23 protein-coding genes are annotated in these 23,549 nt (G+C 68.1%); 11 read left to right on the top strand and 12 right to left on the bottom strand.

The window, feature by feature from the left end:
* Positions 1–241 precede the first annotated feature (241 nt).
* Entirely contained in the window at positions 242–817 is a 576-nt protein-coding gene (locus tag VMT65_RS27520) for a TerD family protein (RefSeq protein WP_326311899.1), read from the top strand.
* Here the strand turns inward: VMT65_RS27520 and VMT65_RS27515 are convergent.
* The 3 genes from VMT65_RS27515 to VMT65_RS27505 all read right to left on the bottom strand — a co-directional run bounded on the left by VMT65_RS27515 (position 799) and on the right by VMT65_RS27505 (position 3,134).
* Positions 799–1,752, bottom strand: a complete 954-nt coding sequence (locus tag VMT65_RS27515; protein WP_326311898.1) for a PLP-dependent cysteine synthase family protein — start codon at positions 1,750–1,752, stop codon at positions 799–801. The two genes, VMT65_RS27520 and VMT65_RS27515, sit on opposite strands and share 19 nt — an antisense overlap.
* Before the next feature lie 64 nt (positions 1,753–1,816).
* A complete protein-coding gene (locus VMT65_RS27510) occupies positions 1,817–2,620 on the bottom strand; it encodes an SGNH/GDSL hydrolase family protein (RefSeq protein WP_326311342.1) in 804 nt (267 codons plus the stop codon).
* Between the two features lie 97 nt (positions 2,621–2,717).
* Positions 2,718–3,134, bottom strand: a complete 417-nt coding sequence (locus tag VMT65_RS27505) for a nuclear transport factor 2 family protein (protein WP_326311341.1) — start codon at positions 3,132–3,134, stop codon at positions 2,718–2,720.
* A 129-nt stretch (positions 3,135–3,263) separates the two neighbouring features.
* On the opposite strand from VMT65_RS27505, the gene VMT65_RS27500 reads away from it, so the two are divergent.
* Positions 3,264–4,196: a LysR family transcriptional regulator gene (locus tag VMT65_RS27500; RefSeq protein WP_326311340.1), complete on the top strand. Its 933-nt coding sequence runs from the start codon at positions 3,264–3,266 to the stop codon at positions 4,194–4,196.
* Positions 4,197–4,214: 18 nt separating this feature from the next.
* On the opposite strand, the gene VMT65_RS27495 is transcribed toward VMT65_RS27500, so the two are convergent.
* The gene (locus tag VMT65_RS27495) at positions 4,215–5,804 is read right to left on the bottom strand and encodes a carboxylesterase/lipase family protein (protein ID WP_326311339.1); all 1,590 of its coding nucleotides are present in this window, start codon (positions 5,802–5,804) and stop codon (positions 4,215–4,217) included.
* 198 nt (positions 5,805–6,002) lie between these two features.
* Between VMT65_RS27495 and VMT65_RS27490 the strand changes: the two genes are divergently transcribed.
* Positions 6,003–6,386: a hypothetical protein gene (locus VMT65_RS27490; RefSeq protein ID WP_326311338.1), complete on the top strand. Its 384-nt coding sequence runs from the start codon at positions 6,003–6,005 to the stop codon at positions 6,384–6,386.
* Positions 6,387–6,464: 78 nt separating this feature from the next.
* On the opposite strand, the gene VMT65_RS27485 is transcribed toward VMT65_RS27490, so the two are convergent.
* Positions 6,465–6,926, bottom strand: coding sequence for a PaaI family thioesterase (locus VMT65_RS27485; RefSeq protein ID WP_326311337.1), 462 nt, complete (start codon positions 6,924–6,926; stop codon positions 6,465–6,467).
* 141 nt (positions 6,927–7,067) lie between these two features.
* Here VMT65_RS27485 and VMT65_RS27480 point away from each other — a divergent pair, with 141 nt between their 5' ends.
* Positions 7,068–7,718, top strand: coding sequence for a GntR family transcriptional regulator (locus VMT65_RS27480; RefSeq protein ID WP_326311335.1), 651 nt, complete (start codon positions 7,068–7,070; stop codon positions 7,716–7,718).
* Positions 7,718–8,944, top strand: coding sequence for an MFS transporter (locus VMT65_RS27475; RefSeq protein ID WP_326311334.1), 1,227 nt, complete (start codon positions 7,718–7,720; stop codon positions 8,942–8,944). The genes VMT65_RS27480 and VMT65_RS27475 overlap by 1 nt, the downstream gene beginning before the upstream one ends.
* A gap of 88 nt (positions 8,945–9,032) precedes the next feature.
* On the opposite strand, the gene VMT65_RS27470 is transcribed toward VMT65_RS27475, so the two are convergent.
* On the bottom strand, positions 9,033–9,356 hold the full coding sequence (locus VMT65_RS27470; RefSeq protein WP_326311333.1) for a rhodanese-like domain-containing protein: 324 nt from the start codon (positions 9,354–9,356) through the stop codon (positions 9,033–9,035).
* An 85-nt stretch (positions 9,357–9,441) separates the two neighbouring features.
* Between VMT65_RS27470 and VMT65_RS27465 the strand changes: the two genes are divergently transcribed.
* Positions 9,442–9,915, top strand: a complete 474-nt coding sequence (locus VMT65_RS27465; RefSeq protein ID WP_326311332.1) for a MarR family winged helix-turn-helix transcriptional regulator — start codon at positions 9,442–9,444, stop codon at positions 9,913–9,915.
* Positions 9,915–10,907, top strand: coding sequence for an LLM class F420-dependent oxidoreductase (locus tag VMT65_RS27460; RefSeq protein ID WP_326311331.1), 993 nt, complete (start codon positions 9,915–9,917; stop codon positions 10,905–10,907). The genes VMT65_RS27465 and VMT65_RS27460 overlap by 1 nt, the downstream gene beginning before the upstream one ends.
* A gap of 109 nt (positions 10,908–11,016) precedes the next feature.
* Here the strand turns inward: VMT65_RS27460 and VMT65_RS27455 are convergent, their stop codons facing one another.
* The gene (locus VMT65_RS27455) at positions 11,017–12,345 is read right to left on the bottom strand and encodes a glycoside hydrolase family 1 protein (RefSeq protein WP_326311330.1); all 1,329 of its coding nucleotides are present in this window, start codon (positions 12,343–12,345) and stop codon (positions 11,017–11,019) included.
* Positions 12,346–12,412: 67 nt separating this feature from the next.
* Here VMT65_RS27455 and VMT65_RS27450 point away from each other — a divergent pair, with 67 nt between their 5' ends.
* The gene (locus VMT65_RS27450; protein ID WP_326311329.1) at positions 12,413–12,994 is read left to right on the top strand and encodes a TetR/AcrR family transcriptional regulator; all 582 of its coding nucleotides are present in this window, start codon (positions 12,413–12,415) and stop codon (positions 12,992–12,994) included.
* On the opposite strand, the gene VMT65_RS27445 is transcribed toward VMT65_RS27450, so the two are convergent.
* The 4 genes from VMT65_RS27445 to VMT65_RS27430 are packed head-to-tail and all read right to left on the bottom strand — an operon-like array spanning position 12,991 to position 19,324.
* The gene (locus VMT65_RS27445; RefSeq protein WP_326311328.1) at positions 12,991–14,511 is read right to left on the bottom strand and encodes a YfcC family protein; all 1,521 of its coding nucleotides are present in this window, start codon (positions 14,509–14,511) and stop codon (positions 12,991–12,993) included. The two genes, VMT65_RS27450 and VMT65_RS27445, sit on opposite strands and share 4 nt — an antisense overlap.
* Positions 14,508–15,857 carry a M20/M25/M40 family metallo-hydrolase gene (locus VMT65_RS27440; RefSeq protein WP_326311327.1) on the bottom strand — a complete coding sequence of 450 codons (1,350 nt, stop codon included), beginning with the start codon at positions 15,855–15,857 and terminating at the stop codon, positions 14,508–14,510. The genes VMT65_RS27445 and VMT65_RS27440 overlap by 4 nt, the downstream gene beginning before the upstream one ends.
* Positions 15,858–15,908: 51 nt before the next feature.
* The gene (locus VMT65_RS27435) at positions 15,909–18,308 is read right to left on the bottom strand and encodes an aminotransferase class I/II-fold pyridoxal phosphate-dependent enzyme (RefSeq protein ID WP_326311326.1); all 2,400 of its coding nucleotides are present in this window, start codon (positions 18,306–18,308) and stop codon (positions 15,909–15,911) included.
* Complete coding sequence (locus VMT65_RS27430; protein ID WP_326311325.1) at positions 18,305–19,324, bottom strand: helix-turn-helix domain-containing protein; 1,020 nt, start codon at positions 19,322–19,324, stop codon at positions 18,305–18,307. The genes VMT65_RS27435 and VMT65_RS27430 overlap by 4 nt, the downstream gene beginning before the upstream one ends.
* A 377-nt stretch (positions 19,325–19,701) precedes the next feature.
* On the opposite strand from VMT65_RS27430, the gene VMT65_RS27425 reads away from it, so the two are divergent.
* Both VMT65_RS27425 and VMT65_RS27420 read left to right on the top strand, forming a co-directional pair.
* A complete protein-coding gene (locus VMT65_RS27425; protein WP_326311324.1) occupies positions 19,702–20,061 on the top strand; it encodes a hypothetical protein in 360 nt (119 codons plus the stop codon).
* Positions 20,012–20,641, top strand: coding sequence for a hypothetical protein (locus VMT65_RS27420; protein ID WP_326311323.1), 630 nt, complete (start codon positions 20,012–20,014; stop codon positions 20,639–20,641). The genes VMT65_RS27425 and VMT65_RS27420 overlap by 50 nt, the downstream gene beginning before the upstream one ends.
* 4 nt (positions 20,642–20,645) lie before the next feature.
* Here VMT65_RS27420 and VMT65_RS27415 read toward each other — a convergent pair whose 3' ends face one another.
* A complete protein-coding gene (locus VMT65_RS27415; RefSeq protein ID WP_326311321.1) occupies positions 20,646–21,893 on the bottom strand; it encodes an ROK family transcriptional regulator in 1,248 nt (415 codons plus the stop codon).
* Positions 21,894–21,959: 66 nt separating this feature from the next.
* Here VMT65_RS27415 and VMT65_RS27410 point away from each other — a divergent pair, with 66 nt between their 5' ends.
* Positions 21,960–23,516: a carboxylesterase/lipase family protein gene (locus VMT65_RS27410; protein ID WP_326311319.1), complete on the top strand. Its 1,557-nt coding sequence runs from the start codon at positions 21,960–21,962 to the stop codon at positions 23,514–23,516.
* The last annotated feature ends 33 nt before the right edge of the window (positions 23,517–23,549 follow it).

Genomic DNA, 23,549 nt, shown 5'->3' with positions numbered 1-23,549 from the left:
GGATGGCCCCGCCTTGGCCGCCCGGCTGCGGGCGGCGGTCTTCGACGCGCATGCCGAGGCGGTGCGCGCCGCCGTCGACCCCTCAGATCCATCGATCAACCGCGATCTGATCGAGCTGCTCGCCCTGCAGCGGCGAATCACCGTCCTGGCCGATCAACTCGCCGCCGACGCGGTGGCCGCCGCGCCGCGTCGCGAGGACGATTGGGCATGGATGCATCGATCGCAGAGGAAAGGCAATTCGATGAGTGTCAGTTTGGCCAAGGGCGGCAATGTCTCACTGTCCAAGCAAGCGCCGAATTTGACGAAGGTGGCCGTCGCCCTGGGCTGGGACGTGCGCAGCACCACCGGAGCCGATTTCGATCTGGACGCCAGTGCCATGGCCTGCGGCCCCAATCGGCGCGTCGTCTCCGACAAGCATTTCGTCTTCTACAACAACCTGCGCTCGCCCGAGGGCACCATCGAGCACACCGGTGACAATCTCACCGGCGAGGGTGAGGGCGACGACGAGGTGATCAATGTGGATCTGGCGGCCATGCCGCCGACCATCACCAATATCTTCTTCCCCGTCTCGATCTACGAGGCCGAGACGCGGCGGCAGGCCTTCGGGCAGGTGCGCAATGCCTATATCCGGGTGGTCGACGCCGCCACCGGCACCGAGCTGACCCGCTTCGATCTCACCGAGGACGCCTCGACCGAGACCGCCATGGTGTTCGGCGAGCTGTACCGGCATGGGAACGAGTGGAAGTTCCGCGCCATCGGGCAGGGGTACGCGTCCGGATTGGCCGGTATCGCAAGGGATTACGGCGTCAACGTCTGAGGTTCACGGCGATACACGGGGGTGCTCAGGTACTTCAAGCCCGAATCCACCAGCACGGTGACCACCCGCGCCCGCGCGCCCAGCCGCAGCCCGACCCGAATGGCCGCCAACACATTCGCGCCGGAGGAGGTGCCCGCGCACAGCCCCTCCCGGGCCAGGCGGCGCGCCATCTGCTCGGCATCCGCGGTGGAGACGGCGACCGTCTCGTCGACCAGGCTCGGATCCCACAGCGGCGGTAGGTAGCCGATCCCGATGCCCTCGATGCGATGCGCACCGGGCGCGCCACCCGAGAGCACGGCCGATTCGGCGGGCTCGACCGCGACCACGTGCAGTCGCCGCTGCTTGTGATAGCGCAGCAGGGAGGCCGCGCCCCGCAGCGAGGCCGCCGTGCCGACCGACTGCACGAACGCGTCCAGCCGACCCTCGGTCTGCGCCCAGATCTCCTGTCCCAGGGCGTGATAGCCGGTAATGCTGTCGGTATTGCGCAGCTGATCCGGCCAGAAGGTGTCCGGCTCCCGGCTCAGCCGCTCGGCGGTCTCGACCATGGCCGTGAACAGACGCTCGGTGAACATCCCGTCCGGGCTCGGGACCAGGGTGAGCTCCGCGCCGTATGCGGCCATCTGCGTGAGCTTTTCGGCGCTGAACGCCGCCGAACTGACAATCCGCAGCCGATACCCCTTCGCGGCGCACACCAGCGCCAGCGCGGCACCCGTACTGCCACCGGTGTATTCGACCACCGTGCCACCGGGTTTCAGCCGCCCGTCGCGTTCGGCCACGCCGATCACGGCCTGTGCCATGCGATCCTTCATGCTGCCGGTCGGATTCTGGCCCTCCACCTTCACCAGGATCTCCGCGCAACCCGGTGGCACCACCCGGTTCAGGCGCACCAGCGGAGTATTGCCGATCGCCGCCAACGCGTTCTCGCCGATGAACATGATCCGCACCGACCCTTCTCGCCCCCCACTGGCTCAGGGTCGATTGTCCGGCAGCGGAACCGATTCAGTAGCCGAACCGCTGTGCTTCCGCGATTCGAACCGGCAGCGGCTCGGGCCGTTTCGCGGAGCGATTGTCGCCGCTGGACAGGCCGCGCAGGCGGCGCAGCACCCACGGCCCCAAGGCCACGGCCGCCCACTGCAATTCGGCCGCCATCGTGCGGAACACGCCGTACTCGGGCAGGGCGGGCACGATCGGACGGGTCCACGCGTCGTCCGCGCCGGGCAGGCGCAGCGCGTGGGCCATGGCGTCGGCGATGCGCTGATGGCCGAGCGGGCTGGCGTGCAGGCGATCCGAACTCCACAGGCGCGGGTCGGCGGCCACGGCGTAATGGCCGGTTTCGGCCACGATCACGCCGTGGCGGCGGGCCGCCGCGCGCAGGCGGTCATTGAGGATCGCGATCCGGCCGCGAATGGGCCGCACCAATCGAATGTTCTGCGCGATATCGGGAAAGGTGAGCGTCGCGACGACCGCGCCGGTGCGGGCGAAGGCCGCGAACATGGCCTCGACGTGTCCGGCGATCTCGTCCGGATCGAAATTCGGCCGCAGCAGATCGTTCATGCCCGCCAGCACGGTGACCAGATCCGGCCGCAGCGCCAGCCCCACCTCGAGTTGGTCGGCGCGGATCTGGTGGGCCAGCTTGCCGCGCACCGCCAGATTGGCGTAGCGCAGTTCGGGATTGGTGACGGCGAGTCGCTCGGCCAGCCGGTCCGCCCATCCCCGCAGGCCGGTCAGGTCGTCGCCGTCGCCGACGCCCTCGGTCTGCGAGTCGCCCACGGCGACATAGCGGGTGAAGCTGCCATCGGTCATGGCGGATCGGCCTTTCGGGTGACTTTGGTGGATCATCCCAGGAAATCGGCGCGGGTTCGTGCCGGGCTGCGTCAATTCATGAGCCCGCCGCGTCAATTCACGAGCCCGCCGCCTGCCGTTCGATTTGCGCCACGGCCTCGGCCTGGATCCGGTCGAACTGCGCGGCCATCGCCTCGGCCAGCGCCTGCGCGCCCGAGAGCGGGCGGACCATGACGGTGAATTCGTCGATCTTGCCGTCGGCGTCGAGGTGGATGAAATCGCAGCCGGTGATGCGCTTGCCATTGACGGTCGTCTCGAAGACCAGCGCATGGTCGACGGCATCGTCCGCGCCGATCTCCTTGAGGTAGTGGAAGTCCTCGTACACCCGCATGACACCGCGCAGGATGGCGGCGGTGATGGCCTTGCCCGGGTAGGGCTTGAAGGCGACCGGGCTGGTGAACACCACATTGTCGGCCAACAGAGCCTCGATGGCGGCTTCGTCGCGAGCCTCCACGGCCTTGCGGAACGGGTGCATGATGCCTCGATTCTCATAGTCAACTCATTGCATATCCGCTCCGTACGGTAGCGCGATCATCTGGCGCGCGTCCAGAGGATCGATACTCAATAAATTGAGTACGCATTGCAGGGTCAATAGACTGGTTCGGTGCGACATAGGCAGGCCGATGGTTCGATGGACCTGGCGCAGCTGCGGACGTTCTTGGCCGTGTACCGAGCCGGTTCGATCACCGCGGCGGCCGGTCAGGTCGGACTCTCGCAACCGACCGTGACCACCCAGCTCCAAGCCCTCGAACGCCACCTGGGCCGACCCCTGTTCGAGCGACTCCCGCGCGGCGTCGCCCCTACCGCCGCCGCCCACGACCTCGCCGCCCGGGTCGCCGCACCCCTGGACGCCCTCGAATCGGTCACCGGCAACGGCACCCTCGACAGCCCGCCCGTCGTGGAACCACCCGTGCTCCTCGGCGGCCCCACCGAACTCCTGGCGACGCTGGTCCTTCCGGCCCTCGCGCCGCTGATCGCCGACGGTATCCGGCTCACGGTGACCACCGGCCTGGCCGATGACCTCCTCGCCGACCTCCGGGTCGGCAAACTCGACCTGGCCCTGTCCACGGTCCGCCCCCGCGGCCGCACCGTCCTCGCCGACGCCCTGGCCGACGAGGAGTTCATCCTGGTCGGCGCGCCCGACATGGCCGCCCGCGCCGACCCGAACCGCCTGCGCGCCAACGACTTCACCGCCACCCCGCTGGTCGCCTACGCCCCCGACCTCCCCATCGTCCGCCGCTACTGGCGGCACGTCTTCGACACCCGCCTGGAGGCCGAACCCGCCCTGGTCATCCCCGACCTACGCGCCGTCCTCGCCGCGGTCGTCGCCGGCGCGGGCATCTCGGTCCTCCCCAGCTACCTGTGCACCCGCGAATTGTCCTCGGGCGCAATCGAACCCCTGCACACCCCCGCCGACGCCCCCATCAACACCATCTTCCTGGCCCGCCGAGTAGGTGGCCCACCCCGCCCTCACGTCGACCGCATCCGCACCCACCTCCGCGAAACCGCCCGCCACTGGCAAACCTGCGTGGATTGACTTGGTGAAGCACAAGACCTAGCGCGAGAGCGTCGACCAAAAGGCGCAGCGGTGGTCTGTGGTGAAGTTGTCGGCCAATTGGCTTCCGGTGGGGCGGAAGGACAGGTAGGTGGGGTTGGTTGGGGAGTACAGCGGGATGGGTTGTAGGGCTGCGGGATCCGGGGTGTTGGTGGTGATGAAGCGGGACCAGTAGTGGAGCATTTCGGATTGGAGGCGTTGTTGGTCGGGGGTCATGACGCCGTGGAGGAGCCAGCCGAATTGGGCCAGGTCGAACAGGGACGGGAGTTCGGCGGCGTGGTAGGCACCCATCGGGAAGGTGGTGGGCGGGGAGACGGGGGCGGGATCGTCGAATTGGTAGGCGTAGGTGGGGTTTTGGCGGCTGAAGTCGGCTACCTGGTCGATCAGGTTGCAGACGACCTTGTCGGTCCAGGAGCGAGACAGGGCCACCGCGGGTTGGGGGTAGTCGGAGAGGGGGTATTCCTGGGTGATTCGGGCCGTCTGGGATTGGTCGAGGTTCAGTTGGGTGGCCAGGACGGTGGGGTAGTCGGCGGCGGATAGGCGGGGGCCTAGGGGGTTGCCGTATTTCATCCAGACCCAGAGGGCCATTTCGTCGTGGTTGGAGCCGATGAAGGTTGGGATGTGGGTCATGCGGCCAGATTTCAGTTTTGCTATCGGGTCCTCGGGGAGGAAATTGTTGCCGTACACCACGTTCGCGGTGGCGGGTGCGTGGTCGATCAGGACGTTGGGTGGGAGGCCACGCAGGCACGCGGCCGAATCGGGTCCGGCGCAACCGACTTCGGCGGCCCAGGCATCACCCTCGGCCTCGGCGTCCACGAGTGACTGGCTCGTGCACGGGCCGCTCTGCAGGATCGCCGCCTGGAAAAGTCCGGTCGAGCCGGGCGCGGCCATGTGCGCGCAGATCGAAATGCCGCCCGCTGATTCACCATCCACCGTGACGCGGTTCGGGTCGCCGCCGAAGGCCGCGATATTGCGCTGGACCCAGCGCAGGGCGGCCTGTTGATCCATCAGGCCGTAGTCGCCGGCACCCGTGCCGTCGTCCAGGGCCGAGGCGGCCAGGAAGCCCAACGCGCCGAGGCGGTAGTTGATGGTGACGACGATGGCGTCGCCGTCGGACTGGGAGACCAAAGGCGCTGCGCCGTACATGCTTCCGGAGCCGATCTGGAGGCTGCCGCCGTGGATCCACACCATGACCGGGAGGGCGCGGCCGTCGGCGGGCAGGGTGCGCGGGGTCCAGACATTGAGGTAGAGGCAGTCCTCGTTGGTGGAGCGCAGGCCGCCGAGGCCGGTGTCCTGCGGGCAGTTCGAGCCCGCGTCGCGGGCCTCCCGGATCCCGGGCCAGGGCGCGACGGGGGCGGGTGGCCGCCAACGCAGGGCACCGACCGGCGGTGCGGCATAGGGGATTCCGTTGAACAGCCGGTAGTTCTGGGCGACCACGCCGTGCAGTCCGCCGCTGTCGACGGTGACCACGTCCGGGGCCGTCACCCCGGCGCGCACCGGACCGCCCACCAGGAACAGCGAAACCAGCAGGGCGAGCACGAAAACCGCTCCGGCCCCTCGACCCACCCACTCCGGATTGCGCACGATCACCCGAGCCTCCTGGGGCCAGCAGAGTTTCGCGTAGGGATTCGATACTAAGTCGACCGGTCCGGCCGTGAACCCGGACTCTCACGCAATCCGTGCCGATTCTTCCGCGCGTCTGCGCTGTGCCGGGCCCGCGCGCACGGCATGATCGTTGCGCGATCGGGGGGTCGTCTACAGCCGTGACCACAGGAAAGGGGTTTGTTCGTGAAGACCGTGTACCTCCGCCGCATGACCCTGGCCGCCCTCGCGTGTGCCGTGACCGGCGCCCTGGCCGCACCGGCCAGCGCCGACGCGGCACCGCAGCGGATCACGCTGGACTACTCCAAGGGCCGGTGCGGCCAGACCACGCTCATGGCCCACTCGTTCACGCCCACCACCCTGGAGATCACCACCTCCAACAATTTCACCGACGACGCCAAGATCGATATGAACGGCGCGCGCACCCCACTGCCGGACACCTATGCCGCGCAGACCACCAAGATCGACCTCGGCACCCCGATGCCGGGTGCCATCCCGTTCAAGGTGTCGGGCTCGGAGTGGCCGGGCAGCGCCGGAACCGGTTGCGAGGGTTGGATCATCGTCGCCTGATCGGCCGCGGGGTTCGAACCCCGACGACAATGTCCGAGCCCCCGGCGAATGCGCCGGGGGCTCGGACATTTCGTAGACCTACTTGCCGTGCGTGCGCAGCTGGTAGAGCCCCTCGGTCTCGGCGACCACCACACCGTTGGCATCGGTGACGACGGCCTTCAAGGTGTAATCCGCCTTGCCCTTGGCCTCCGCCTCCTCGGCGATGCGCGCGATCTCCGCCGCGGACAGCGAGGTCTCGGCGCGCACGTCGGTGGCGGCGGGCTTGCGGAAGTAGATGTGCAGGTCCTTCACCAGCGGGAAGTACTTGCTCATATCGAAGCTGGAAATCGCGAGCGCGCCGCCGAGCACCTCGGCGACGGTGAACAGCACACCGGCGTACATGACGCCGAAGTGATTGCCATTGCCCTCGATCGGCACGCTGGTGGCCGCGAAGCCCGGACGCACCTCCTCGGCCCGCACACCCATCTTGTGCGCGACCGGAATCGTGAATTCCAATCCTCCGTTCACGACCTCGTTCAGCGGCGGGGCGTCGTTCGCCATGCGGACCTCCTCGTCCAGAGAGCACTACTGACGTGCTGCCAACAAGAGAATCATGGTTGGTGAGAGGGTTGTGGCGCAACTCCCTCATCAAGATCGTGAACCCGGACACATCCGGGCAACTCGGCCCGCGATCAAACTAGTATGCAAGTCGTGTCCAAGACGTATTCGGCCGCCGAGCGCGCCTATCGCGAGATCAAGGAACGCATCCTCAGCGGCAGTCTGCCGGGCGGGGAGCTGGTCAGCGAGAACGAAATGGCCGGTGAGCTCGGCACCTCCCGCACGCCGGTGCGCGAGGCGTTCCTGCGACTGGAGACCGAGGGCTGGATGCGGCTGTACCCCAAGCGCGGCGCGCTGGTGGTGCCGGTGCCCTCGCACGAGGCCGAGCATGTGATCCACGCCCGCTACATCGTGGAGACCGGGGCCGTGGACGCGCTCACCCGGGTCGCGCGGGCGGGCCTGATCCCACGGCTGCGCGAATCCCTGGCCCGCCAGCGCGAACTCGCCGACGCCGGGAATCTCGAGGAATTCGCCATCGTGGACGCCGATTTCCACCGTGAGTACGTGGTGGCCGCCGACAACCCGCTGCTCACCGGCTTCTACGACTCCCTGCGCGAGCGGCAGCGGCGCATGAACAGCGTTGCGCTGCACCGGGGCGACACCAATCCCGACCGAATCATCGCCCAGCACACCCGAATCACGAACCTGATCGAAGCCGCCGACGCCGCCGGTTTCTCCGAAACCCTCGCCGAACATCTGACCCAGGTGCACGGCGTGACCCTGAGAGGACTGTGATGGCGACGCTGACATCGGTCGACACCCCGGCCAGAAGTCTCGGCACCCACCCCGGGGCCTGGCTGGGCGTCTCCGCGGCCATCTTCGCGATCGCCTGGGGCGGAAACGAATTCACTCCCCTATTGGTCATGTACAAGCGCGACGGTCTATCCGTCGCTACCGTCGACCTGCTGCTGTTCGAGTACGTTCTCGGCATCATTCCCGCGCTGCTCATCGGCGGCCCGCTCTCCGACCGCTACGGTCGCCGCCGTTTGATGCGCCCCGCGCCGCTCGTCGCGGCCGCGGGTTCGGCCTTTCTGGCCTTCGGATCCGATTCCGTGCCAATGCTTTCCCTCGGCCGCGTGCTGTGCGGCATCGCGCTGGGATTGGCCATGGCCGTGGGCAGCAGTTGGCTCAAGGAGCTTTCGCAGCCGCCGTTCACCGGCGCGGCCGTGTCCGGTGCGGGCGCGCGCCGCTCGGCCATGAGCCTCACCGGCGGCTTCGGCATCGGCGCGGGCGTGGCCGGAGTGCTGGCCCAGTGGGCCCCGTGGCCCGATACCCTCGCCTACCTGATCAATGTCGCGCTGTGCCTGCTGGCCGCGAGCTGGCTGTACCGCGCGCCGGAAACCACCGCACCGCACGGGAATCCGGGTCGGCTGCGCGACGACCTGAAGGTCCCCGCCGCCGCGCATCACCGCTTCCGCACCGTGGCGCTGCCGGTGTGCCTGTGGCTGTTCACCTGTTCGGCCGCGGCCTACGCCATCATGCCGACCCTCATGATGCCCAAGGTCCACAACGCACCGATCGCGTTCTCGGCCCTCGTCACGGTCATCACGCTGGGCTGCGGCTTCGCCATCCAGTCGGTGGCGCGGCGCATCGACCGCCCCGGTTCACTGCGGCTGCCGATGCTGGCGCTGACCCTGGTCATCACCGGAATGGTGTTGGCCGCGGCCGCTTCCGCGACGCTGACCATGTGGCTGACGGTGCTGACGGCCATCGCCCTGGGCATGGGCTTCGGCAGCGGTCTCGTCGCCGGTCTGCTCGAAATCGAGCGCATGGCCGGTCCGGCGGATCTGGCGGGCCTGACCGCGGTCTTCTACGCGGTCAGCTATCTGGGCTTCGGCGTCCCGGCCGTAATGGCGGTCTGCCACGATTCGACCGGCGTCGGATACCCGGCCATGTTCGGTGTCCTGGCCGCCGCCTGTGTGGCCTGCCTGGCGATCGTCAGCCGCGCCCGCGCGGCCTGAGCCGCCACCGAGAGGCCTGGGACTCAAACGATTCGGCCGCCTGCCGTCGCGATCACGACGGCAGGCGGCCGAATTCTCGCTACCGCGATCAGCTTTCGATGGGCAGACCCGCTTCGGTCCAATCCTGAATGCCGTCACGGTATTTGCGGACATTGGTGTAGCCCAGCCGCTCCAACTTGGTGGCCACGTTCTGGCTGTTGGGGCACGCGGCATTGGAGCAGTAGGTGACGATGGCCGCGTCGCGGTCCGGGAGCAGGCGCGGGGCTTCGGTTTCCACGTCGGCCTCGACCAGCGCGAGCGCGCCGGGGAGGTGGGCCTTGGCGTAGTACTCGCCGCCAAGGGCGTCGAGCACGATCACCGATCCGGCCTCGATCTCCTTGGCGAGTTCGTCGCGGGTGATGAGTGCGGTCATGGGTTTTCCTTTCCGAGCACGAAAATGTGTGCGTGCGCACGCTACTACTTACGTGCGGGCGCACGCAACTGGTTATGATGGGCCGGTGCCCGCACCTCGATCCCATCCGGCCGTCCACGCCTGGGCCGCACTGCTCCAGGTCCACGCCAAACTCGTGCCCGAACTCGACACCGAATTGCGCCGCACCACCGGGCTGCCGCTGAGCTGGTACGACGTCCTGCTGGAACTCGATGGGCCGCACCGGCTGCGCATGAGCGACCTGGGGGAACGCGTGGTGCTCAGCCGCACTCGCGTCAGCCGCCTGGTGACCGAGATGGAGTCACAGGGTTTGGTGCGGCGTGAATCCAATCCCGACGACGGCCGATCCGCCTTCGTGAGCATTACCGATGCGGGACGCCGGCGCTTCCGCGAGGCCGCCCCGCACTATCTGGATGGGATAGAACGGCGCTTCGGGGGCAGACTGGACCCGGCCGAACTCGAGACCGTGGCCGCGGCACTGCGCAAGGTGCTCGGCCCGACCGAGGTGACCACACCGGATTCGAACAGAGGAGACTTCTAGTGCGTTTCGGCATCTTCATCCCGCAGGGCTGGCGGCTCGATCTCGTCGGGATCGACCCCGCCGCGCAATGGGGCGTGATGCGAGACCTGGCCCGGCGCGCCGACTCCAGCGACGCCTGGGAATCGCTGTGGGTCTACGACCACTTCCACACCGTGCCGGTGCCGACCGAGGAGGCCACCCACGAGGCCTGGTCGCTCATGTCCGCGCTGGCCGCGAGCACCTCGCGGATCCGGCTGGGCCAGATGTGCACCGCCATGAGCTACCGCGATCCGGCCTACCTGGCCAAGGTGGCCGCCACGGTGGATCTCATCTCGGGCGGCCGCGTGGAGATGGGCATCGGCGGCGGCTGGTACGAGCACGAGTGGCGCGCCTACGGCTACGGATTCCCGTCCGCCGGTACCCGATTGGGCCGTCTCGACGAAGGCGTGCAGATCTTCAAGCAGGCGTGGACCACCGGCAAGGCCACCCTGGACGGCAAGCACTACCAGGTCGACGGCGCGATCGTGCGCCCGCTTCCCTTGCAGGAGGGTGGGATTCCGATCTGGATCGCGGGCGGCGGCGAGAAGGTGACGCTGCGCATCGCGGCGAAGTACGCGCAGTACACCAACTTCGCGGGCGACCCGGAGACCTTCACCCAGAAGTCGGAGCTGCTGCGCGCCCACTGTGCCGAGGTGGGAACCGATTTCGACGCCATCACCCGCAGCTCGAACTTCAATACGGTCGTCGGGTCGACCGAGGCCGAGGTGCAGGAGCGGCTGTCCGCGCTGGAGGCCCGCCTGACGCCGTTCGTCGGCGCGGAGGGCGCGGCGCAACACGTCAAGGATCTGTTCCGCAACTCCCCCGCCGTCGGCACCCCCGAGCAGATCGTCGAACGGCTCTCGGAGGTCAAGGCTTTGGGTCTCGGATACTCGATCCACTACTTCCCCGAGACCGCCTACGACACCTCCGGCGCGGAACTGTTCGAGCGCGAGGTCATCCCCGCCCTGCGCTGATCACCCCCTACGGATCCACGAAAACCGCCCGCTGACACCGATTCGGAGGTCAGCGGGCGGAATGCGGTTGTCACCAGCCCAGATCGGTGAAGAACTGGTAGCCGGTGGGCTAGCGCGGCACCGCGACCGGGTCGGTGCAGCTGGCGAGGGCGTCGACCAGCGAGCAGGGGTGTGGATCGCGAGTCGGTCGATAGTCGGCGGGGACACCGCCGTCGCGGGTGATCGCAGTGTAGGCGGGCACCGCGTCGGTGGGGCGGCGGGTGAGGGTCGGATCGGTCAGGACGTCCACCGTGTAGAGGCCGAAACGCGGTGTGTAGGAACCCCATTCGAAATTGTCGGTGAGGCTCCAGTAGTTGTAGCCGATCACGTTCATGCCGTCGGCCTTGGCGCGCTGCAGCCAGTAGACGGTGTCGCGCAGGTCGTCCGCGCGGGTGTAGCCGTCGGCGCGCGGCTGGCCGTTCTCGGTGGGCATGCCGTTCTCGACGATGTAGAGCGGCTTGCCGGGGAACTTCTCGGCGTAGTGGCTCAGCGCGTAGTAGATGCCCTCGGGCTGCAGCGGACGCTTCCACATCTGGGCGATCTCCGCCTGGGAGCCCAGGGTGTCGGGGGAAAGCCCGTAGTAGTAGTCGATGCCGATGTAGTCGAGCTTCGCGGCGATCTTGTCGATCATCGGCCCGTTCACGGCCTCCTCGGACCCGGGCATGTAGGCGACATTGCTGGTGACCATCGCACCGGGCTGCCGGGTGTGGATGTAGTCGTAGATAGCATTGTGGGCCTGGGCGATTCGGTCCCGCATGGCGTCGATCTCGGTGACGGGCAGGCGTCCGGCGGTGGCTTCGAGGATCGGGTAGGCCAATGGCTCGTTGAACGTCACCCACAGCGGGTCCGCGTCCGCGTAGCGGTCGACGACCGCCCGGGCGTTGGTCAGCCAGTCCGCCACGATGCCGGGATTTCCCCAGCCGCCGCGGTCGACCTCCCAGCCCGGGTAGACCCAGTGGTCCAGGGTGATCATCGGCCGCATGCCCGCGGCCCGGATCGCACCGATCACGCTGTCGTAGAAGCGAAGTCCGTCCTCATCCCACACGCCCGGCCGCGGCTGCACCCGCGCCCACTCGACGCTGATGCGATACACCTTCACACCCAATTGCTTCGCCAGCTGGATGTCCGAGCGGTACCGGTCGTAGAAGTCGATCGAATCACGGTACGGGTCCGCGGTTTTCCCGGACGCGGCATACCGCGACCAATTGCTGTCCGGCGCATGCCCTTCGGACTGGAATCCCGAGGCCGCCACACCCCAGAGGAAGTCCGCCCCCAGCGGCGCGACCCGAGCGGGCGGTTCGGGCCGAGCCAAGGCCGGGGCAGCGGTCACGGTCAAGGCGGCGGTCACGCTCAGGGCCGCGGAGGCGGCCAGGCTCAGGTTGCGGCGGCGGAATCCCATAGTGAAAACCGTACAGTGCTCGGTTTTGGCGAACAAGAAACTCTCAGAGTCCGCTTAGACTTGCCCGATGGCGAAACGCGGACCCTATGGGAAAGGCATCGAGCGGCGGGAGCGAATTCTCGAGGCCGCGCTGCACACGATCGCCGAGCGCGGGTTTCTGGCGACCTCGGTGGCCGAGTTGGCCGAGGCGGTCGGGCTGAGCCAGAGTGGGCTGCTGCACTACTTCGGGTCCAAGGAGGAGCTGTTCGTCGCGGTGCTGCGCAAGCGGGACGAGATCAGCATGATCGAGTTCGGCGAGCCCGGCCCCGAGGTGCTGATCCGGGTCGTGCGCCGAAACACCCAGGTGCCGGGACTGATCGAGCTGTTCACCCATATGCAGGCCGCGGCCGCCGACCCGCAGCACCCCGCCCACGATTACATGCGTGAGCACTACGAGCGCGGCGTCGCCGGATTCACCGAACTGCTGCGGGGCATGCAGAAGACCGGCGCGGTGCCCGCCGACGTCGATCCCGAGGTGATGGCCACCGCCTTCATGGCGCTGTCGGACGGGCTCCAATCCCGGTGGCTCATCGATCCTTCCCTCGATATGGAGTACTACCTGCAACGGTGCTGGACCCAGTTCACCGGACAGCAGTTCCCCGGCACCTAGCCGATCCAGGCCGCGATGGCGAGGAAGACGCAGATCAGCACGAACAGGATCCCCATGAGCGGCGCGATGAACTTCACGTAGCGGTCGTAGCGCACCTTGGCCAGCGCGATACCACCGGTGACGACGGCCGTGGTCGGGGTGACCAGGTTCGCCCAGCCGGACGCCGACTGCCAGCCCGTCACCACCAAAGACCGTGGCACATGGGCGAAGTCGGCCAGCGGGGCCATGATCGGCATGGCCAGGGTGGCGTGCCCCGAGGTGGACGGGATGAGGAAGGCCAGCGGCACGTTCACCAGGAACACCGCCACCGCGAAGACCGCCGAAGACGTCCCGGACACCACGCCTTCCAGCGCGTGCAGCACCGTGCTGGTGATCTGGGTGTTGTTCATGATGACGGTGACGCCGCGCGCCAGCACGATGACGAAGCCCGCGCCGACGAAGTCGCTGAAGCCCTTGCCGACGTTCTCCGACATCTTGCCCTCACCCAGCCCACCGGCCAGGCCCACCACCACCGCGGCCACCAGGAACAGCGCCGCCAATTCCGGGAAGCTCCAACCCAATTCCCACCCGAACGGCTGCGCGCCCTGCCCGTTGACGACCGTGCCCCACGGAATCACCGAGAAGATCATGAAGGCGAAGGTGAGACCGACCAGCCACAGCACCGCCACCTGCCGCCCGGTCATCGGATCCGGTTCGTGTTCATCGGCTTTCACGTCACGATCCCCGGGCTGCCAACCCGATATCGACTTGTCCGGATCGGCCTTGACCCGCCGCGCGTAGTGCACCACGTAGGCGACGGTGACCGCGGTCAACACCACCAGCATGGCCAGCCGCAGCACGATGCCGTCACCGAGCGCGACACCGGCCGCCGAGGAGGCGGTGCCGGTGGCGAAGGGGTTCACCGTCGAGCACAGCACGCCGATGCCCGCGCCCGCGATGATCGCCCCGACGGCGGTCATGCGGTCGTAGCCCAGGGCCAGCGTCAAGGGAACCAACAGGGCGTAGAAGCCCAGCGTCTCCTCGGCGAACCCCTCGACCGTACCGGCCACGGCGAAGACCACCATGATGCCGACGATCAGCAGATACGAACGATTGCGCAGCTTGAACGCCAGCCGGCCGATGCCCGAATCCAGTGCGCCGGTGGCGAACGCGACGGTGATGAACGCGCCCACCGCCAGCACGAACAGGAACACCGCGGCCGCACCGTAGAGCGAGCCGACCGCGTCGGGGGCGACCTGACCCTTGTCGTCCTGAATGCCGTAGAGGCCGTTGACCGGAGCCAGGAACAGATCCCGCAGCCGTTCGGTGAAGCCCTTGGCATCGGTGAGCCGGTGATACGAGCCCGCGACGGGGTGACCCTTGTCGTCGGTGTCGTAGGCCCCCGGCGGAATCACGAAGGCCGCCAGCCAGACCACGAGCGTGACGCCCGCCAGAATCGTGTAGGTGGACGGGAACGTCCACTTCCGCTCGTGCTCAGCGGGTTTCGGCTCCGTCTCGGTCGTCACGGTGTCGCTCACCTGCGCATCCTGTCCGCGAAGAGTTGGAAGAACTCGGCCTCGGCGAGCGCCACATTCCGCAGTTCGCTCACCAGCACACGCTCGTTGAAGCCGTGCATATTGCACTTGGAGTCCTCGACGCCGAGCATGAGCACCTCGGAGTTCGGATTGGCCGCGGCCATGGTGTTGGTGAGCGGAATCGACCCGCCCATGGCCGAGTCCACGGCGTCCACTCCCCACGCCTTCTTCATGGCCTCACCCATGGCCGCATACGCGGGACCGTTTGTGCGCGCGGCGAATCCGGCCCCGACGTCCCCGCCGGTCACCTCGAGCTCGATCCCGAACGGCTTGACCTTCTTCAGGTGTTCGATCACCGCGCGCTGCCCCTCGGCCGGATCCTGCTCCGGGTGCACGCGCACGTTCAGATAGGCCTTCGCGTACGGAACCACCGCGGACGCGGCGGTTTTCGTGGGCGGTGCGTCCAATCCGATGACGGTGATGGCGGGCCCGTACCAGATCCGCTCCCCGATCGGCCCGGTCCCGAGCAGCGGCATCCCCGGCGCCATCCCGGTCACCTCGGCGAATTCCTTGTCGGTGTAGTTCGCACCCGCCCACTTGTCGCGTCGCAATCCCGGCACCGCGACATTCCCGTCGGGGTCGTGCAGCGTGGACAGCGCATTGACCAACGCCAACAACGCATCCGGCGCGGCACCTCCGAACTGCCCCGAGTGCACCGGCGCGGCCAGCGTGCGCACCTCGACGAACACGTCCGCGACACCGCGCAGGGCGGTCACCAGCGTCGGCTGCCCGGCGCGAATATTGCCCGCATCGCAGATGAGCAGGGCATCGGCCTGAAACAGCTCCGGCCGCTGGGCCGGATAGTCGTCGAAGACCGACCCGTACTCCTCCTGCCCCTCGATCACCACGGTGATTCCCACCGGCGGCTTCCCGCCGAAGGCCCGCAGCGCCCCGATGTGCGCCACCACATTGGCCTTGCAGTCCGCGGCTCCCCGCCCGTAGATCGCCCCGTCCTGCCGGGTGGGCGTGAAAGGCGGTGTGTGCCACAGACTTTCGTCCCCCGAGGGCTGCACGTCGTAATGCCCGTACAACAGCACGGTCGGCGCGCCCTCCGGAGCCGGGATCCGCCCGTACACCACCGGCGAGGTGTCGGGCAGATCCAAGACCTGAATCTCCCCCACCCCGGATTTCCGCAACTCCTCCGCAACCAGATCGTGCGCCCGCTGCACGTTCTCCTTCGGATACCCCGGAAACGCGATGGACGGTATGGCGACCAACTCTTCGAGCAGTCCCGTCAGCTCGGGCATCAACCCGTCGACGGTGCCACTCAGATCCCGACGCTGCTCCATCCCGCTATCGAACCATTACCTCCAGCGAATTCAGCGAATCTGCAGCGAGTTTCATCCGACGGAAATGGCGGCCAACAGCAGAATGGCGGCGCAGGCGGCGGCACCGTAGGCCACGCTCGCGACATGCGGATGGCTGGCCGGGAAGTTGGATCGGTGGGTGACCGTGATGTTCTCGGGCAGCGTGACCGTGTCGTTGGCCCGGGTGCGCACGCAGTTGCCGCCCGCCTTGGCCGTCAGGTCGACCACCACCGCGCCCGGGGGCAACGCGTCCAGACCCCGCTGATCCAACAGCACCGGTGCCCGGGCTCCGCGCTGACCGGCCGCGCAGATCACCAGATTGGGCCGCACATCCGCGATGTGCTCGGCGAGCGCGGCCGGGTCCGGGTCGAGGAGGAATTCGGTCGCGCCGCGCGCGTACGCGTCGTCCTTCTGCTCGACCCGGCTGCCGACGGCGGTGGGCGGCTGGTCGCCGCACGCGGCCGCGGCCGCGAGGGCGGCCAGGCCGGCCGTGCCGCAGCCGAGTACCAGGGCGCGCACCGGGGCGGCGGGGTCCGCCGCCCGTAGCCGTTCCCGCCCTTCGCGATACGCGATCCCACCGGCGATGCGACTCATGGCCGACAGCGGATCGGGGTGCGCCGCCCGCGAGCCCGACGGTATGCGCTCGAAGGCCACCGACTCCACGCCGCGCTCGCTCAGCGTGCGGATCCGATCCTGACGAGCGATCGGGTCCTGGAAGCCGAGCAGCAGCTGGCCCGGCCGCATGGGCATCGAATCGAGATCGTAGGCGGGCGGTTTCACCCACATCACCAGATCCGCGGTGTCGAACACCGCCGCCGGGCCCGCGACGACCGACGCACCCGCCGCCGCGTAGGCCGCGTCGGTGAAATCGGCCCGCCACCCGGCGCCCTGCTCCACCACGACCTGCAGGCCCTGGCCGACCAAACGGGCGACGTCGTCGGGCGTGGCCGCGACCCGCCGTTCGTCGGCGACGGTTTCACGCAGCACCCCCACGGTCACCACCCGGCTCTCGCGGGCGGGAATCCCGAGCTCCAGCAGCGCCCCGGCGTAGGTGAGGCCGGAATCGATCCGCTCGAGCAGCCGCTCGATCCGATCGAAGAGCTCGGCGAGCAGTCCCGGACTCACCTCGCCGGTGCCACGGCGGGGCGTGCTCACATTGAGCCGGACGCCCATGCGCCGGGAACCGGTGCGGTCCAAGGCGACACAGTCGACACCCGCGGCCATGAGCAGCAGATCCTCGAGATCCGCGCTGGAGCGCACACCGGCCGCCGCCATGACGGCCTCGTCGAATTCCACCGTCACGAACATGCCGTCGCGACTGCCCAGCGGGCGGACCAGCTCGCGGCCGAATCGCGCGTTGATGTCGGCCAGCAGCCGATGCGCGGCATCCACCTGCGCGCGCAGCAGTTTCCGGTTGTCGGCCAGGTACTCGGCGCGGGTGCGCTCGATCGTGGCCCGGGCCAGGTGGGTTGTCTCACGCTGGAACGACACCCGCAGCCGACCCCTGATCTCGTCCAGCCACTCGCGGTCGCCGCAGCACACGGCTCCGATCTTGCAGGGGCCGAACGCGTTGTAGGCCTTGGAGTTACCGGTGATCGACAGGACGCGATCGTAGAGCCGAACCGGACCGTCGGCGGTGGGCACGGTGATGGCGGCGATCGGGGTGTGGCCCTCGACCAGCAGATCGAACGACATATCGCAGATGACGGGGACATCGGCCGCGAGCAGCACCCGCCCGATCTCGACGAGTTCTTCGACGGTGTAGTCCGCGACCACCGGGTTGCCGGGCAGCGTCAGCAGCACACCGCACAGGTTCCCCTGCCGCGCATGCTCTTCCAGGGTGCGCGCCAGCGCGACCGGATCGATCCGAAAGCCCTGGTCGGCGGTGACCGGGCTGGTCACCAACCGCAGTCCGAACTTGGTGATGTGCCCGGCCACGCTCTTGTAGTAGCCCTCCGGACACACCAGCACCCCGCCCGGCCGGGCGATGGTGGCGATGGCCTCCTCCAACAGCACCGTGCTCGAATACGGACAGACCAGGACGTCGTCGGGATCCACCCGGAGACCGGGCATTCCGGCCACCGGTGCGGAGATGCGCTGGAACAGCTGCTCGGCCGCGAGCTGCCGCAGGATCATCGGCTGGCGCTTGTTGTAGAGCGACACGTCGCGATAGTCGCCGGAGTTCGCGCCGCCGATGACCGACGTGTGCCCGGACATCACCTCCGACCAGGCGGAATTCAGTGCCGCGGCGGCACTCTCGTCCATGGCCAGGCCCGTCTCACCGTGGTAGGCGTCGATGATGCCGCGGTAGGTGCGCGCGTCGCGGCCGGGAAAGAGGCTCTCGGGGGAGAGAAAGCCGCGCGCGAGCTTCTTGCGCTCGTCGGAGCGATCGGCGACCTCGACGGGGTCGAGCGCGGTTGTGCGCTCGTTCACCCGCGATCACCTTCGACGGGCAACTCCTGGTCGTTCCACGCGGCGTGCAGGGCGGAGAAGAATCGGTCGCGGCAATCGTCCTGATCCAGGCGTTCGAATCGGGTCAGCCCCGTCTGTTTCACGAGATCGTTGACCACGAGGGCCATTCCGACGCTCCTGAGGTCGTAGAGTTGGTTGAACTTGCGGTGTGCGGTCTGCACGTCGTGCCGCAGCGAGGAGAAGCGGCTGGAGTCGCGCTCGCGGCGGCGGAAATCATAGTCACCCGTCAAGACGTAGCCGTCGTCGACGATGAGCATGCTCTGGGCGTTCGGGGCGAAGGCACGGTTCACCAGGATGGTCTCGATGTTCGCGCGCACCTGCTGCCAGAGTTTGGTCTCGTAGGGCACCACGTTCTCGATGTCGTCGAGCACGTAAACACGTTGCACCGACACACCGGATCGCGCCTTCGCCAGGATCGCCCGGTGGTACTCGGCGCCGACGTCGCCGCCGATGGCGCCCAGATCGGCGGTGTGGATCGCGCAGATCTTGTCTTCCGCGCGGTCGAGCACCGTGAGCCAGTCGGTGACCGTATTCCATTCCCGGACAACGACACTCCCCGACGGGATCTGCGTCAGCACCTCTTCGGCCTGGGCCAGCTGCCGCTCGGCGATCTCCCGCAGCGGCGCGAGCTGCGCGGGCGTGGCCTCGAGCGCGACCAGGCTCTGCGCGAGCGTCAGCACCCGCGCGGCGATGGTCGGCTCCTGGTTCAGCAGGATGTCGAAACGGATGCGCATATCGCTGTTGTTCGACTCGGCGTCGGTCTCGTCGCCGACGCCGGGCAGACGCTCACCCAATACCGCGCTCAGCTTCTCGCGCTGGGCGCGCGGGGGTACGCGCTTACCGTTCTCGATCTGTTGAATCAGGCTGCGCGAGCACCCGACCCGCACGGCGAGCGCCTCCTGGGTGAGATTGCGTTGGCGGCGGAGTCGCTTGACGGTGGTGCCGATGTGCTCGCCGTCCGAGGCCGAGCGAGACATGCTCGTCTCCCATCATGTTCTGCATTTACTCAGACGTGTCATGCGATGCCCATCGTAAGCACGGTGTGTCATTTTCGCCATCGCAGGTCTTGCAGAACCGAGCGAAATCTTTTACAAGGCAGGCTAAACGGACCAATGGGGCGTAGCTGGCGAGCGTGCGAGCGAACCGGCCGGATATTTCGAGGCTTTCCCGAGGTGATCCGACCGCCAAACCGCTTGATATCTGCGATATTCCGCACAGAAGTCACCTTCTACGCTTATTTCTTGGCTTCAAATGCCACTTAGTGTCTTTAGTGAGCAAATCTTCTGGCTATGTGCCATCGATGCTCTCCAGTATCGTTGGTGCTACAACCACATTTGAGGAGGTGCCCGACCACATGGCCCTCGAATTCACGCCCTGGACGATCCGTAGCGACAAGACGCCCGAGATGGCGGTTCGCACAACCCTTTCCATGGACAGCTGGGTGGTCACCTGGCTTCCGAACCGGATGCTCTCGCTGGAGCTCGCCCGTATCGCCATGGAGCTCGATGAAGTCCTGAGTGATCCCGCGCCCGCGGATGCCGAGGAAGCGCTCGAGATGGCCGGGCTCATGGCCGAGCGGCTGGGGTTGACACCGCGTGAAGTTGTTGTGCTGCTGTGGGATCGGTACGCCGAACCACGGTTCGAGATCCTGGGAGGAGATCTCAATGACAACCGATGCCGTCGACCGATGTCCACGCTGCGGCTGGACCGATGAGCCGGGCGTCCGCGCGTGCCGGGGGTGCGGGCGGACGCCGTATCGGGTGGCGGCGGTACTGCCGCTGCCGACCTCCGGATATCGGCGGGCGAGCCTGATCGGCACGATCAGCTCGACGCCGAAACCCCTGGAAATGCCCGCGCTGCAACCCTTCTGGTTTATCGGAACGGCGGCGGCGCTGGTCGGGGAGGGAATGCTGCCGCTTTCGCGGGCGGCGATGGCGGTGACGGCGGGAGGGGTGGCCGTCACCGCCTTGATCGTGCACACGATGGCCCGGGTATCACGAACGGCCGGATTCCTCGCACCGATCCGGATGCATCGGGGAATCCGGGTGCTGCTCACCGATGATGCTGGGGCGCAGTGGATTCTGCATTTCCTGCCGCTGTTCGGAACCGACCTGGATCCGGGCGACCCGGCGTTCGCGGAGGGACACCGGCACCGCGACGGGGAGTTTCGGGCGCTCATGGTCACCAATATCCGCACGGGCCAGCGACATTTCAGCAGGTGGGCCGTGGCCTCGGTGCTGGCGGTGACGTCGGTGATCCTGTCGGGATTGGTCCTGGGCACCGCCCCGGGCTGAGCGGTCAGGACCGGGTCGCGGCGGGCAACGGCGGAACGGCGGACGGGTCGGAAAGGATTGCGCGGCGGGCGAAGCCGAGCGCACCGACCACAATGCCGTCCGCGCCGAGGGCCGACGGGGTGATGCGGAGATCCAGACCCGGGGCCAGCGCCCGACGACCGGTGAGGCGGGCGTCGACGACCGGGGCCAGCCAGGGAAACCAGTCGGCCAAGAGGCCGCCGAGGACCACTTCGTCGGCATCGAGGAGGGCGGTGATCGACAGGATCGCCGCGCTCAGGGCTTGGGCGGCGGTGTCGATCGCCGCGGTGGCACGGGCATCACCCGCCGCCAGCAACGTCAGCAGGCTGGCCTGTGCCGCCTGTAATCCCTTGTCATGCAACAGATCCGCAAGGCCAGCAGTGGCGAAGACCGCTTCGGGTCCCGCGTAGCAGACCAGGCAGCCGCGCGCGCCGCACACGCAATCGGGACCATCCATCGCGACCGGCACATGGCCCGGCTCGCCCGCGATGCCGTGGCTGCCGGTGTGAATGCGGCCATCCAGCACGACACCGCCGCCGATCCCGGTACCCGCCTCGATCAGCACGAGACCACGCGAATCCCGTTTCAGGGCATGGAATTCCGCCAGGGCCGCGGCATTCGCGTCATTGACCACGTCGACGGCCACAGCCGAATCGGGCAACCGATCGGTAATGAGCTCCCGCAGACCAACCGGCCGCATCCACCCGAAATCCGGTGCCACCACCACGGTTTGCGCCGCATCGTCACGAACCGGACCGGCCATCGCCACGACAACGCGGGCCAGGACCGGACCGCGCCCGAGATCATCCGCCGCCGTATCCCCGATCCGGGTCACGACGGCGGCGACGAGGTCGGCCATGTCCTCCGGCGCGCCCGGGGCGAGTTCATGGGGAACCGTCTCGCGCCCGACCACCGCACCCGCTAGGTCGCAGACCGCGACCCGGAGTTGCTCCGAGGTGATTTGTATGGCCGCGACCACCGCGCGCTCGGGAGCCAGGCGCAGGGGTCGGCCGGGGCGGCCGCGGGTGCCCGAGCGCAGGGCATCGTCCTCGCGCAGCAGGCCGCGGTCGGTGAGATCGGCGACCAGGGCGGTCACCGAGCCGTGCGCCAGGCCGGTGGCGGCGGCCACCTCGGTGCGCGCGCAGGGACCGTGGTCGGCGATGTGACGCAGGACCAGGCCGAGGTTGCGGCGGCGGATGGCGGCCGAATCGGTGGGTGGGAGTGCGGGGTCCACGGCGTTGAGATTATGGTGTCCAGTAATTATTTCAAGCATTGACTTAAATGATGATCAGAGGGTGGCATGGGTGCGCAACAGCTCGGGCGGCGGACACTACTGCTGGGAGCGGGGGTGTTGGCCCTGACCGCGGCGTGCTCGAGCGGGAAATCCGGGTCCGGCGAGAGCCGCGCGGAGACCGTCACCACGGCATACGGACCGGTGCGCGGCGAGCGCCGCGCCACCGGGGTCGCCTTCCTCGGCGTGCCCTTCGCGCAGCCGCCGGTGGGTGAGCTGCGCTTCGCCGCACCCAAGCCACCGATCCCCTGGGTCGAGACCCGCGACTGCACCAGGTACGGCCCGACCGCGCAGATCAAACAGCTCGCCGAGGTCACCGCGATCCCGGAACCGTCCATCCCCGGCGATGACATCCTCACCGTGAACGTCTTCACCCCGAAGCCGGAGCAGACCGCGAAACTGCCCGTCCTGGTGTGGATTCACGGCGGCGGCTTCGTGGCGGGCAGCCCGGCCAGCCCCTGGTACGACGGCGCGGCCTTCAATCGCGACGGCGTGGTGCTGGTGTCGGTCGGCTACCGGCTGGGCCTCGAGGGCTTCCTGCATCTCGACGACGCCCCGGACAATCGCGGCGTGCTGGACTGGATCGCGGCGCTGTCCTGGGTCCGCGACAATATTTCCGCGTTCGGCGGCGACCCGGCCAAGGTGACGATCGCCGGGCAGTCGGCGGGCGGCGGCGCGGTGTGGGCGCTGATGAACACGCCGTCGGCGAAAGGCCTGTTCCGCGCGGGCATTTCGGAGTCCGGCGCGGTGCAGCAGCCCAACGATCGCGCCACCGCACTGGCCGTGTCCGAGCTGTTCACCAAGCGAAACGGCGTGCCCGCCACCGCCGCCGCGCTGCGGAACCTGAGCAAGGTACAGCTGCAGGACATGGAGGACAAGCTGCGCGCGCCCGGCGCGGACGGCACGCCCGCCACCCTGTTGGGTCTGGCCCCCTTCGCCGACGGCACCCTGATTCCGGCCGCCAGCGCGGATGTCCTGAAATCCGGTGCGGACCAGGATATTCCGCTCATGATCGGTTTCACCGCGCACGAGTTCAATGCCGCGTCCCTGAGCGGTGAGCAGCCGGAGGTCACCGATGCCACGCTGCCGACGGCGCTGGGCGCGCTCGGTTTCGCACCGACCAGCACCGCGGGCTTCCGCGCCGCCTATCCGGGCCTGAACGCGAATCAGCTTGCGGGACAGGCCCAGAGCGACGCGGTCATCCGCATGCCGTCCTACCGGGTGGCCGAGATGCGGGCCGGGCGCGATCAGCCCACCTGGCTCTACGAGTTCACCTGGACCTCGAATGCGCCCAAGTTCCAAGGACAGTCGTTCCACTGCCTGGACGTCCCGTTCGCCTTCGACGCGCTGGGGGCGCAGGGCGTGACCGCGGTGGCGGGTGACAATCCGCCGCAGGCGCTGGCCGATGCCGTGCATCGGGCGTGGGTGGCCTTCGTCAGCGACACCGACCCGGGCCCGGCCTGGCCCCGATACACTCTCGTCCGGCGCGAGACCATGATCTGGTCGGCGACACCGCACGTCCAGTCCGATCCGTTCGCGACCCAGCGTCCGATCTGGCTGTCCTGATCTTGGGGCTACCGTGTAGTTACGAGTCGTAGT

The sequence above is a fragment of the Nocardia sp. CDC153 genome (genome assembly GCF_035818515.1).
GTDB lineage: Bacteria > Actinomycetota > Actinomycetes > Mycobacteriales > Mycobacteriaceae > Nocardia.
The sequence above is the reverse complement of the archived record's forward strand: the minus strand, read 5'-3'. Positions and strand labels throughout refer to the sequence as shown.

Bases quoted from the DNA above. Each gene is read 5' to 3' on its own strand.
- VMT65_RS27520 (WP_326311899.1), top strand. From the start codon at position 242: ATGAGTGTCAGTTTGGCCAAGGGCGGCAATGTCTCACTGTCCAAGCAA.
- VMT65_RS27515 (WP_326311898.1), bottom strand. From the start codon at position 1,752: ATGTTCATCGGCGAGAACGCGTTGGCGGCGATCGGCAATACTCCGCTG.
- VMT65_RS27510 (WP_326311342.1), bottom strand. From the start codon at position 2,620: ATGACCGATGGCAGCTTCACCCGCTATGTCGCCGTGGGCGACTCGCAG.
- VMT65_RS27505 (WP_326311341.1), bottom strand. From the start codon at position 3,134: ATGCACCCGTTCCGCAAGGCCGTGGAGGCTCGCGACGAAGCCGCCATC.
- VMT65_RS27485 (WP_326311337.1), bottom strand. From the start codon at position 6,926: ATGGCGAACGACGCCCCGCCGCTGAACGAGGTCGTGAACGGAGGATTG.
- VMT65_RS27480 (WP_326311335.1), top strand. From the start codon at position 7,068: ATGCAAGTCGTGTCCAAGACGTATTCGGCCGCCGAGCGCGCCTATCGC.
- VMT65_RS27475 (WP_326311334.1), top strand. From the start codon at position 7,718: ATGGCGACGCTGACATCGGTCGACACCCCGGCCAGAAGTCTCGGCACC.
- VMT65_RS27470 (WP_326311333.1), bottom strand. From the start codon at position 9,356: ATGACCGCACTCATCACCCGCGACGAACTCGCCAAGGAGATCGAGGCC.
- VMT65_RS27455 (WP_326311330.1), bottom strand. From the start codon at position 12,345: ATGGGATTCCGCCGCCGCAACCTGAGCCTGGCCGCCTCCGCGGCCCTG.
- VMT65_RS27450 (WP_326311329.1), top strand. From the start codon at position 12,413: ATGGCGAAACGCGGACCCTATGGGAAAGGCATCGAGCGGCGGGAGCGA.
- VMT65_RS27440 (WP_326311327.1), bottom strand. From the start codon at position 15,857: ATGGAGCAGCGTCGGGATCTGAGTGGCACCGTCGACGGGTTGATGCCC.
- VMT65_RS27430 (WP_326311325.1), bottom strand. From the start codon at position 19,324: ATGTCTCGCTCGGCCTCGGACGGCGAGCACATCGGCACCACCGTCAAG.
- VMT65_RS27425 (WP_326311324.1), top strand. From the start codon at position 19,702: ATGGCCCTCGAATTCACGCCCTGGACGATCCGTAGCGACAAGACGCCC.
- VMT65_RS27420 (WP_326311323.1), top strand. From the start codon at position 20,012: ATGACAACCGATGCCGTCGACCGATGTCCACGCTGCGGCTGGACCGAT.
- VMT65_RS27410 (WP_326311319.1), top strand. From the start codon at position 21,960: ATGGGTGCGCAACAGCTCGGGCGGCGGACACTACTGCTGGGAGCGGGG.